The 11,504-nt window shown below is 40.5% G+C and carries 9 protein-coding genes; all 9 read right to left on the bottom strand.

Going from position 1 to position 11,504, the window contains the following annotated elements:
* Nucleotides 1-67 precede the first annotated feature (67 nt).
* The 9 genes from C8D84_RS07380 to C8D84_RS07415 all read right to left on the bottom strand — a co-directional run bounded on the left by C8D84_RS07380 (nt 68) and on the right by C8D84_RS07415 (nt 11,314).
* Nucleotides 68-3,799, bottom strand: a complete 3,732-nt coding sequence (locus C8D84_RS07380; RefSeq protein WP_109591149.1) for a hypothetical protein — start codon at nt 3,797-3,799, stop codon at nt 68-70.
* A gap of 142 nt (nt 3,800-3,941) precedes the next feature.
* Nucleotides 3,942-4,115: a hypothetical protein gene (locus C8D84_RS13745; protein WP_170108287.1), complete on the bottom strand. Its 174-nt coding sequence runs from the start codon at nt 4,113-4,115 to the stop codon at nt 3,942-3,944.
* Nucleotides 4,116-4,232: 117 nt separating this feature from the next.
* Nucleotides 4,233-5,258 carry an L-threonine 3-dehydrogenase gene (gene tdh, locus C8D84_RS07385; protein WP_045443351.1) on the bottom strand — a complete coding sequence of 342 codons (1,026 nt, stop codon included), beginning with the start codon at nt 5,256-5,258 and terminating at the stop codon, nt 4,233-4,235.
* Between the two features lie 88 nt (nt 5,259-5,346).
* A complete protein-coding gene (gene kbl / locus C8D84_RS07390; protein WP_109591151.1) occupies nt 5,347-6,537 on the bottom strand; it encodes a glycine C-acetyltransferase in 1,191 nt (396 codons plus the stop codon).
* Between the two features lie 265 nt (nt 6,538-6,802).
* The gene (locus tag C8D84_RS07395) at nt 6,803-7,549 is read right to left on the bottom strand and encodes a pyridoxine 5'-phosphate synthase (protein WP_109591153.1); all 747 of its coding nucleotides are present in this window, start codon (nt 7,547-7,549) and stop codon (nt 6,803-6,805) included.
* 211 nt (nt 7,550-7,760) lie between these two features.
* Nucleotides 7,761-8,636 carry an N-acetylmuramoyl-L-alanine amidase gene (locus tag C8D84_RS07400; protein WP_109591155.1) on the bottom strand — a complete coding sequence of 292 codons (876 nt, stop codon included), beginning with the start codon at nt 8,634-8,636 and terminating at the stop codon, nt 7,761-7,763.
* Between the two features lie 200 nt (nt 8,637-8,836).
* Entirely contained in the window at nt 8,837-9,619 is a 783-nt protein-coding gene (locus tag C8D84_RS07405; protein WP_109591157.1) for an MOSC domain-containing protein, read from the bottom strand.
* A 225-nt stretch (nt 9,620-9,844) separates the two neighbouring features.
* Nucleotides 9,845-10,258, bottom strand: coding sequence for a ribosome silencing factor (rsfS, locus tag C8D84_RS07410; protein WP_045443355.1), 414 nt, complete (start codon nt 10,256-10,258; stop codon nt 9,845-9,847).
* A 141-nt stretch (nt 10,259-10,399) separates the two neighbouring features.
* A complete protein-coding gene (locus C8D84_RS07415; protein ID WP_109591159.1) occupies nt 10,400-11,314 on the bottom strand; it encodes a nicotinate-nicotinamide nucleotide adenylyltransferase in 915 nt (304 codons plus the stop codon).
* Between the last annotated feature and the right edge of the window lie 190 nt (nt 11,315-11,504).

An 11,504-nucleotide genomic window follows, 5' to 3' on the forward strand; every position in this document is an offset into this window, starting at 1 on the left:
CTTGCCCAAACCAGCAGGATACCGCTACAGTCGGGGCTAAAACGCGTCTCAAGGCCACTATTTGTAGCTAACGAAGATTTTCAGACATCAGCTTATCGTGGTTGTCCCAGTATTTAGCTGTATCTTCATACGAACGTGCCATATTCTCAAACATTTCAGCTACATAAGGATGTGAAATAATCCACGGTTTAGCATACTGTCTGTACTTGTCTGCTAAAGCCCTTTCTTGTTTTCCACCTTTGTCCCTCCAGTGAGCACCTCTTTGGTTGATAGTACCTGAATAGAACCCTCGTCTCAAATCTTCAGCGTCAAACAAATCTAAAACATCTGCCACCATCGTCAATATACTTTTTTCATCGTCTTCATGTGGAGAGTGAGATAATATTCGACCAAGTACTCTATCGCAAGCTTCTAAAATACCAAGAGCTTCGCTTCGCACTCTAACTTCTTTAACAAAAGCTCTAAAATCAGGTTCATTAAGTTCCATATCTTTATTAATACTTGGTAAAAACTCACACTCATCAAGTATTTTGTAGTTGTGCAGAGTTGTAGGTTTTTCTTGTTTAGGTGCATCATCATTTTTTAAGTAAAATGACTGAAGTAATTGTATAAAGAAATTTGGGTCATTCATTATATTTCTATAAAGAGTTTTTAGCCTGATCGCTTCATCGTACCCAAGTAATGAAAACAGCTGATATTCTATATATACCAATCTTGACTCGTCAAAACCACTTTGCTCTTCAAGATATTCAATCATCTCTTTAATTATATGACTGTCGAAATTTTTATACTGATCTTCAGGGTTGTTAATAAAAAGCTCTAAAATTTGTAGAAGCTGCTCGACTGGTAAGACTGTAAACTTTAAGCTAATAGCATTTAATAAAGCCACTGGACGTTGTCTTTCTATAAGCTTCCCGATACAGTATTCTTTGTCCTGTACATCGCCTATCCAAGCTAAATAACCATTAAACCTGTCCCAGTATTCATCTTCAAGGTTATATAGCTTTGCTGTATCCCATACGTTTTTATTAAACGGTAAGTTCAAAAGCAAACTAACTTTATCTTCATTATTCAATATAGAAGATATATTTGATTCATCCATGATTAATTTAAAGTTTGTGATAACTTTTGAGTTGCCTTCAGACCATACAATACTATCTAGGATATCAAGATCATATAAATCGATATTCTGTACTAACAAATCTATGATATTTTTGGGCTCTAAAATTTTGGATTGAATGATTGCAACTGAGCAGAGTCTTTTATTATTTGATTTAGCTAGTAGTTTAAATATTACTTCTTTTCCATATTTTTCATAGATTACTATGATAGCTTCAATTCTTTTTTTATCGCCTATCTCTTGGCGCTCTTTGTAATCGTAATCATTAGAAGCTCCTTTAAAGCAGCTATCAGCTTGATTAGTAAATAGCCATAAATACTCATTAACAATAGATTCGGGTTTAAAAATTTCAATATAATAATCCAGCTGACGTGTTAGATCCTCAGAATTCAAAGAGGTTCTTGGGTGATGATTTTTAAATTGTCTTAATTTACTTTGAAAGCGTATACGAACATCGTCTTCTATATATGATTTAGCCAAATCATAAAGCAAGTTAAGTACTTTTTGCCATAAGTCTAAACTATCAAATATATATAACTCAAGAATTTGTAAAATTCTATCCGAATTAAGATTTGCTAATTTTATTATGCTGTCATTCGCATATTCTATGCCTTTATGCATATCAGCTTCTAATACAATATGACCAGCATTATCATCTCGCCAAACTGGCTGAGCATTTGAATATGCATGATCACCCCTCAAATCTATTTGTCTTAAAAATATTTTGAAAGCAGTTTCTTCGTCAAGCGTTATGATTCGTTCTAGCAGTGTTATACGTTGTTCTACAGTTGTATTGGTCTGTGGAAACCATGGTCTAAAGAAGGAATAAAGAGTGTTAAATGGACTATTAGACCAGTTTGAAGGAACTATAAATTTATCTAACACAATTAAAATTTTGCAGGCACGAGTAATGTATCGAGGATTCCAAGCTAAAACTTCGAATGCCCATAATAGGTTATTGAAATAACGTCGACCAGTCATGACGTCACTACTACTCTCTGTAAATAAAGTTTGAATTAAAGGAGTGTCTCTTTGAAGGTCTTTTTCTATCGAACCCAAGAATTCTTCTGGACTAGCTTCTGCAAAGCTTCTAAAGTACGGCTCTAGTGTCAACCAGTTTTCTCTACTATTGTTTGATAATATTTCTTTTATCAGTTGATTGATTTCAAATTGAAAATTAGTAGCTGTTAGCTTGACGAATCTATCACCTATGACAGCGAGCTTAACCAATGAGTTAGTAATACCTTCAAGCAATACTTCTGAATAAGGGAATTGTTTACCAATGACTTTAGCCATATAGCGTTGATTGATATCTAGTTCAAACTTTGGATGCTTTGTTAAAAATAATTCAAGCAAACTATCAAAGTAGTGTTGGACTAACTCACTGCTAATGGAACTACTAACAAAAGGTAATGCCTCTACAGGGGATTTGATCTTCCATACCTGCTCAATTTTCATTACAGGCGTATCATCAATAGAAGCTAACTTCAAAAGCTCCGATTCAATATTTTGATATTCAGTTTGTGCAATAGAAGACACAAAAGCCTTATCATTTGCATTGTTTCCGTCCCATGAACCAATCAGGGATAATAAACTAAGAGCTAGAGAATTTCCGTCTGACCAGTCAGGTTTGGAGATAGCTGGATTGATAGCTTTAAGTCTTCGGTAAACTGACCATGACCTACCTGCTTGATGTGATAAGCGTTTTGCATCGCTTTCTTCTTCTCCTAAAGCTACTAAAGCTTTCTCAAACTCTGAGTAACTGGCTCTTTCTAGAATAATATTTTTCTCATCAGCAGGTTTGTTGCCTAATGATTGAGGTGATATTAGTGTTAAGTCGTTTCTAACACTAGGTTGTTTAGCAATTTCAGGTGACGCACAGATTATGATTTTAACTTCTGGATTATTTTGAACGTATTGCCAACCTTGTTCATTAGTAATTACTAGAGAGTTTAAGAGAAGCTTGTTATTATTAATTACGGTAACGATAGCACTTATCACAGACTCTTCAATACTGTCAGAGTACACACTAATAACTGAATAATTGTCCTTAATAAAATTGTTAGTAAATTCTTTATCCAATGATTCGAAAGAGCTTTCTCTTCCTAATGTTAGCGCTTCTTTAGTTATAGCTGGTTTACATTGATGCGCCCAATCATTGAAATAAACTTCAGCACTTTTAATGCCGTAGCCACCAATCCCTAGAACCTCTGCAATATAGACTGCATTTGAAGGCTGACTATCAATCCACTCCTCTAAATCAGTAGCATCATATGCTCTAACTTCTTTCCAGCCTTCTGTATTTTTATTGTCAGTAATCCATCTTTCTTTATTCTTCCAACGTCGGGGAGTAATAAAGATATAAGTATTTTCAGCTTTAAACTCTTCTGAAGCGTCTTCTGTTCTTTTCCCAAAATCACTATTAGCTTTACTACCTATTGAACTATCTGTACCTATCTCCCAAACGGATTTCCCAGCAGGAATCCATGCATTCCCGTCAGTTGATTCAAGAGTTCCGTCCCATGATGGCATAAAAGTAGAGTCACCAGCAGGGAACGAGATTGCCTTTGTATCTTTTGCATGAAAGCAGAGCCGCCTTATTATTTGAGGTAGCTCTTGCTGCGCTATTTTATTATTGTTTTCTACCCAGCTAATTATATTGGATGCGGATACTTTCAATTTGAGTCCTTAGATATTTGTGAGTCAATAGTCCGTTACTACCAATTTAAATGAGGGCTTTAGTTTGGTTCTCAATCTATATACACAAAAAAGGTGAGCTAAAAAGCCCACCTCTTATATTTCAGTTTTATATTCCACAGATTTACTTTTCAATAATTCTCTGAGCCTCCGCTATCAATTCATGAATCTTAGCACTTTCCTTTAGCACACAAGCATCATAAGCAGAGAGCGGCTCAGATACATGCTCTTTTTCCTGATCTTGTTTGGCTTTTTCTTCCAAATACTTTTCAAGTTTATCGGCTTCAGAATTGCCCATAGTTTATCCTCGTATAATTTTTACCATAAAAAAACGGCACTGAAATCAGTGCCGTTTTATTAGTCGTGACAATGTAAACCCTAACCACGACTTTTCAAATACTGACTCACCACGTTATCAATCCCAGCTTAAAATTACCTTACCGCATTGTCCACTTTCCATGATATCAAAGCCTTCTTGAAAGTCATCGATGTGCATGCGATGGGTAATGATGGGCGATAGATCAATACCGCTAATCAGCATTTGCTCCATCTGATACCACGTCTCCCACATCTCGCGCCCATAAATACCTTTTAGGGTTAACGCCTTAAAAATAATCTTGCTCCAATCCACCGTGGTAGTATTAGGTAAAATGCCTAATAGAGAGATTTTAGAGCCGTTATACATGTTACTAATCATCGAATCAAAAGCCTGAGGCGAGCCTGACATCTCAAGCCCAATATCAAAGCCGTGCATTTTTAACTCAGCGATGGCGCCTTCAATGGTTTCACCTTTGGCTGGGTTGATGGTCATGGTTGCACCCATTTTTTTGGCAAGCGCTAAGCGATAATCACTGATATCACTGACCACGATATTACGTGCCCCTGCGAAGCGGCAAATCGCTGTTGCCATAGAACCAATCAGTCCTGCACCCGTAATCAGTACATCCTCACCAAGGACAGGAAATGAAAGGGCAGTATGCGTGGCATTGCCAAAGGGGTCCATAATGGCTGCCATCTCATCACTGATACGCTCATCGAGTTTGATGACATTATCGGCAGGTATCACCAAATATTCGGCAAACGCGCCATCGCGGTCGACGCCCACGCCGATGGTGTTTTCGCACACATGCAGCTTGCCACGGCGGCAGTTACGGCAATGCCCGCAAGCGATATGACCCTCGCCAGTGACTCGATCACCCACTTCAAAGTGCTTCACGCCATCGCCTATTTCGCTAATGATACCGACGTATTCGTGTCCGATGATCATCGGCGTCTTGATGGTTCTTTCTGACCACTCATCCCACTTATAAATGTGCAAATCTGTCCCACAAATGGCGGTTTTTTTAATTTTAATTTTAACGTCATTGATGCCAACAGTAGGTTCTGGCATGTCTTGCATCCAGATGCCTTTTTTGGCATGGGCTTTAACCAGTGCTTTCATACTTTTCTCTTATTTAGCTGTGTTGTACTTAATGATTGAATCTAGCGAGTGAATATCGAACGAATACCGAACGAATACCGAACGACGCTTAATCAATCACCTTCATTTGCTTGGCGACTTTGATAAAGGCGGCGATACACTTGTCTAGCTGCTCGCGAGTATGGGCGGCAGAGAGTTGGACACGAATGCGAGCTTCGTCTTTGGGCACGACAGGATAGAAGAAGCCAATCACATAAATGCCTTCTTTCAGCAGCTCATCTGCCATTTGCTGAGAGACATTGGCATCATAAAGCATAACCGCACAAATCGCCGATGCGGTGGGCTTGATATCGAAGCCTGCATCTTGCATTTTTTTCACAAAATAAGCGGTATTTTCATGTAATTTATCTTGTAAGGTATTGTCTTGTGACAGCATCTCAAACGCTTTTACCCCAGCCGCTGCCACCATAGGAGGAATGGAGTTTGAAAACAGATACGGGCGTGAGCGTTGACGCAACATCTCAACGATTTCTTTTTTACCCGTGGTAAAGCCGCCAATAGCACCACCAAACGCCTTGCCCAAAGTACCAGTGATCAGCTCAATATCACCACGTAGATTGAACAATTCAGTCACGCCGCCACCAGTGTGACCGACCACGCCTGCTGAATGCGACTCGTCAATCATCACCATGGCATCATATTTTTGTGCCAACGCATAAATCTCATCCATTGGCGCGACATTACCATCCATCGAAAACACACCATCGGTGACAATCAAACGAAAACGCTGTGCTTGCGCCGCTTGTAATTGCGTCTCCAAATCCTGCATATCTGCATTGGCATAGCGATAACGTGCTGCTTTACACAGGCGCACACCGTCGATGATTGAGGCATGATTTAACGAATCAGAAATAATGGCATCCTCAGCAGTCAGCAGTGGCTCAAATGCACCGCCATTGGCATCGAAACAAGCCGCATAAAGAATCGTATCTTCGGTATTAAAAAACTTAGAAATCGCCGCTTCTAATTGCTTATGCAAATCTTGCGTACCACAAATAAACCGCACTGATGACATGCCATAACCTGAGTTTTCAATAGCTCCGATAGCCGCCTTTTTAATTTCAGGGTGGTCAGACAAACCAAGGTAGTTGTTGGCACAGAAGTTAAGCACCTCACGGCCATCAGTGATCTTGATGAGCGCATCTTGCGGAGAGGTGATCACGCGCTCAGTTTTATACAGTCCTGCCGCGCGTATATCATTGATTTCTTGTTGTAGGTGTTTCTGAAAGTCTTGATACATAAAGATTCCTTTTTTAATATTATTAGCGTTTGCGCTGATAATGTAGATATTAAGACTACTGATAGAACCAAACTATTTGCTTATTAGGGCGTGTCTTCATTTCAAAAATGGTGATAAAAATGAGATAAATTGCCGTCAAACAAGAAAAATAGCGCAGATAATATTAGGATATTAACCAGCTATTTGACGATGTTTGGCAAGATTTAGCCATTTTTAGCCCATTGAGATGACTATCGAGTGAATTGAAGACACGCCCTAGTATGAACTAACCACAAATTGCTAAATACTGACGCACGACATTCTCCATGCCTTGCTCCAATGATTCAATCGTAAATGCATGACCAATCGACACTTCAGCGATATCACTAAGCGCAAGCAGATCAGCCAAATTATCCAAATTCAAATCATGACCCGCATTGACGCGGATACCGTTTTGATTGGCTAGATTAATACAGTCGCTAAAGCGTTGCTTGACCTCATCGAAATCAAACTTGTCATCGCTCTTACCATTACTGTAGGCGCGCGCCCATTCTTCGGTATACATCTCGATCGTCTGTACGTCACTCTCGATGACCGCTTTGATTTGCTCGATATCAGGGTCGATAAATACCGCACAGCGCGTACCAAAGGCTTGCAGCTCTTTACTCAACGTTGATAAAAACTCATGATGAGTGATGATATCAAAGCCATGATCGGAGGTCAGTTGATCGTCACTGTCTGGCACGAGCGTGCATTGATGCGGTTTTACCTCACGGATAATCTTTAAGAACTGCTCGTTTGGATTGCCCTCGATATTGAACTCAATCTCTGGGTAGTCCTTTAAGAATGCACTGATATCATAGACATCTTGGTATCTGATATGACGCTCATCGGGTCTCGGGTGTACGGTAAAGCCTTTAACCCCTAGGTCAATCAGCTTTTTCACAAAGGTCAACAAGTTAGGGTAATCAGTACCGCGCGAGTTACGGATTAAAGCCAATTTATTCAAATTTACGCTAAACAATGTGCTCATAAAATTCCTTGTACAGCTCGTTTATTATTGATGACATAATTAGGGCGTGTCCTCAATTCAATTGAGTATCCTCTAAATGGGCTAAAAATGGCTAAATCTTGCCATACATCGTCAAATAGCTTGTTAATATCCTGATATTATCTACGCTATTTTCCTCGTTTGACGGAAATTTATCTCATTTTTATTACCATTTTTAAAATGAGGACATGCCCTAATAAAAATCATTGGTATCAGCATACTTCTTATTCAATGCCTTTAAAATAGCATAAGTCTCTAAGTCTACCGTTCCTGTTGGGTTACGGGGTCTAAAGTGCAGTTGAAACGCATAGACGACATCGCGACTGGCTTTGTCCCACTCGTCGCTACTGTTAATCTGATAGCCATAGTCTCGAAATTGCTGCTTAAGCTCAGGTATCGTGGCCGCTGCAAATGTGTCTGTATCCATAAAAGCAAGCTTATCAGCGTCATCATACCAAGCACCGATGCCATATTGCTTATACAGTTGCTCCCAAGGAAACTTTGCACCGGGGTCTATTTTGCGCGAGGGTGCCATATCAGAATGACCGATGATATTCTTTGGTGAAATGTCATATCTCGCCGTGATATCTTGCACCAACTCCGCGACCTTTTTAATCTGCCACTCATTAAAGGCGACATAATGCTCATAAGGATGATACGCCAACTTACCGTCTTTTAATGCATTTTGATACTTAGGCGCAATCCCTGCATTGACGATTTCTATGCCAATAGAGGTATCGTTCAATATCGTCCGTCCTGCAAAGCCGCCATCACCTGCATGCCAAGCCCGCTCGTTTTCTGGGACTAGATTATAGATTTTATCATCGTCATTATCTAACAATAAATAGTGGGCGCTGACTTTGCCTGTGGTCAGTGTTTTGATCGATCTGTCGTTGTCTGACACCGTATAGTGCAGGACGATGGTTTTGATGCGCTCGCTTTTGCCAGTGGCTTGGTGGGTTTTACTGTCCACGATGTAGCTCTTGGTGGTTGCGACTGGAGAGGTTGTGGTTACGCAGCCAATCAAGGGCAGTGTTAAGCCAAACGCTAAAAAGATGTTTTTTACCATGAAATGCTCTGTGTGATAAAGGTGAGCTTTGATATAGTCGTTTCAATATAATTTGGATACAAGGAAGGCGAGCGAAAGTACTACAAATAGTAGACTAAGAGAGCCTGACACCGTATCTGATTTATATAGGATTGACTATACTTGCCTTTATTTTTTATTGATAGTAGATAGATGAGTTCGAGATATCTTTGAAAGCTTTTTTAATCCTTGCGAATCTTCTTCGCCAACACTTTCTTCCAACTGTCCTCTAAACACTCAATCGCAAGCCAAGGTTCAATGACTTCCGCTGCAAATTTTTCTTTTGAATTTGATAGCTGCCATAATGTCTCAAGTGTCGCAAAAGGATAGGGACGTTCTATCAAGTAAACTGGTAAATCAGCGCTAATCATGCCATCACGTACCACTTTGAAATACCAACCAGCGATACCTTGTTTGCTGATCCATGCCGCGATATTCGGCACTTTGGTAAACTGTCCGATCTGATCATTGATTTTGTAGCAGGGGCGGCGCGGTTGCACGATACGCAGTTGTAAATTATCAACATCATCTGTACTAGTAGCCGTATTACCATATTCAAAAACGTCGCCAATACAAACTGTAGATTCGGTCATTTCAGGCAAATCATTTACTGCTTCGGTCGTGAAGTTTTCGCCCAATGTACCGACGCGCACGTTTAGCCCAAACTCTGTATTGATTCTTTCATAAGTTGCAGGTGCCAGTTGATGCACGGCTTTGAGTGGGCCGCCATGATGCTTGCGATCGGCTTGCTCATCAGTAATCAATCCCATGAAATTGACCGCAACAGGGGCTTTGATTGGGGCTTTATCGATGGCACTTAGTTGCTCACGGGTGAATGGCATGGCTTTGCCAGCGCGGACGCAGATTAGATTGGCGATATGTAGCGGCAGGGTTTGGTTAAAGTCGGCTACATTTTTTTGGGTAGAGGATGTTAGCGTTGCTATATTTATAGGTTCTAAGCTCATAGGTTTTCCTAATCTATAGGGATTTATTAGGGGAGAGGCTACTTTAATACTGGTATTAATAATGCGTATTATCTTAGCTTAATCATTCATCTAATGCTAAGCATTCAGCCGCTTAAAATTTAGTAGTACATGAAAGGGTATTAGAACGGTAAATTTTAGACAAAAAAAGACCAGAATAGATATCTGGTCTTTTTGGTTTTCACAGCGTTATAAAAATAAATAAAATTATTTATTTTTATTGCGGCGACCAGCAGTTTTCTTTTCACGTGGTACAGCGACCAGCTCAGCCAATTGCTCAGGTGATGACCATAGACCTTCTAAGTCATAGAACTCACGGGCTTGTGGCGTCATCACATGCACGACGACAGCGCCCAGATCAATCAATGTCCAGTCAGAGTCGATACCGCCTTCGCGACCAAGTGGCATAAAACCCGCTTGCTTCGCCTCAGCACCGACATTGTCAGCCATCGCGCGTACATGGCGCTTAGAAGTACCGTCAGCGATAACGATGCGTTCGGTTACGTCAGTCAAATCTTCTACATTCATTACGGTGATGTTCTTCGCTTTCATATCGTCTAGAGCGGTCTCAACAACGGCTAAGCATTCTTTTAAGCGTTCTTCAGTCATGGTGTTGGTCATAAATTTTGATCTCTTGAATCGTCAATATTAAAAATAAAAAGGTAAATCGTCAATTTGCATGCGTTGGCATTGTCGAATGGACTAGATGTCGCCAGTCAGCTGTAGAGACTGGATGGGCAAAATGACAAAGATAAGGCGATTTTAACGGAATTGAGCAGCAGAATATAGCTGATGGGCGATAATATATTGATAAACAGCAGGATTTAGCCATTTAGCTAATGGATTGGGTGCAGTATTGTCTATGATATCATTTATTGGTGCGATAGATGTCATTTGCCTTGCCGCTGCGGATATTATATTCGATAGATTGTCTGTCGGCTGCAACTGTTGGCGTATCTGTGTACTGGATATCGTGGCGATAGGACGCGAGTCTATATAGATGTGGCCTTGATGGGTGTTTTTCAAGAGACGGCTATCGGTCGATGCTTGAGAGGTGGGCTGTAATAAATCAATAGGCGCATCGATGCGTAAAGATTGCAGCTGCGCAGGTAATTGGATGTGCAAGTTCATCGTATCCTGCGCGACTAACGTTTTGTTCGCGGAATGAGACGTGGTTGCCAACAGGTGATTATTTTTATGATTAATATCAGACAGATCATCACGATTAAACACCCAAAGATTGACGTAATCCGTAAGCTCTAAACCGTTTTTCCATTTGCTCAAACTCAGCGCGCTATCCATACCGATGATGAATATTAGACTGTCATGCGGATAACGCTGGCGCAACGTGCGTACACTATCGATGGTATAAACAGGCGGTGTTTGCCACAGCTCAAGCTCATTAATTTGTAGCGGTGTATGGAGTGTCGCAAGCTTTAACATCGCCAGACGATGTTTAGGAGCTGTACTTTTTTCTTTAAAGGGTGAGCGCGCATTGGGCAATAGTGACACGTGCAGCGCGCGCTGTTGCTGCTTGGCTATCGGTAGCAAACGCTGATAAACAGTCATCGCCATTTGCAGATGACCATCATGTACGGGATCAAATGAGCCGCCAAGATAAGCACGAATAGCTGGCGCAGGTGTATTTTTTTGAGAATTTTTGCTGGTATTTGGCATAAATAAATGCGTAAAAATAGATAAGAGGCACGTTGTCGTTGATGCATTTTACCCTTTTATCAGCTGACCTTTTTAGGTTAAATGCTTCGATGGTAGCGCTATTGTAGAGGGCAAGCGGGCATCTGTCATTAAAAGCGCTGAAATACTAGGTAAAATGAGCGCTTAGCTATCCGTGATGAAAATTTTTAAA

It is taken from the genome of Psychrobacter immobilis, from assembly GCF_003148585.1.
Lineage (GTDB): Bacteria > Pseudomonadota > Gammaproteobacteria > Pseudomonadales > Moraxellaceae > Psychrobacter > Psychrobacter immobilis.

Excerpts from the sequence above, each read along its gene's own strand:
- rsfS (WP_045443355.1), bottom strand. The coding sequence starts at position 10,258 with ATGACCAACACCATGACTGAAGAACGCTTAAAAGAATGCTTAGCCGTT.
- C8D84_RS07395 (WP_109591153.1), bottom strand. The coding sequence starts at position 7,549 with ATGAGCACATTGTTTAGCGTAAATTTGAATAAATTGGCTTTAATCCGT.
- C8D84_RS07400 (WP_109591155.1), bottom strand. The coding sequence starts at position 8,636 with ATGGTAAAAAACATCTTTTTAGCGTTTGGCTTAACACTGCCCTTGATT.
- tdh (WP_045443351.1), bottom strand. The coding sequence starts at position 5,258 with ATGAAAGCACTGGTTAAAGCCCATGCCAAAAAAGGCATCTGGATGCAA.
- C8D84_RS07405 (WP_109591157.1), bottom strand. The coding sequence starts at position 9,619 with ATGAGCTTAGAACCTATAAATATAGCAACGCTAACATCCTCTACCCAA.
- C8D84_RS13745 (WP_170108287.1), bottom strand. The coding sequence starts at position 4,115 with ATGGGCAATTCTGAAGCCGATAAACTTGAAAAGTATTTGGAAGAAAAA.
- kbl (WP_109591151.1), bottom strand. The coding sequence starts at position 6,537 with ATGTATCAAGACTTTCAGAAACACCTACAACAAGAAATCAATGATATA.
- C8D84_RS07415 (WP_109591159.1), bottom strand. The coding sequence starts at position 11,314 with ATGCCAAATACCAGCAAAAATTCTCAAAAAAATACACCTGCGCCAGCT.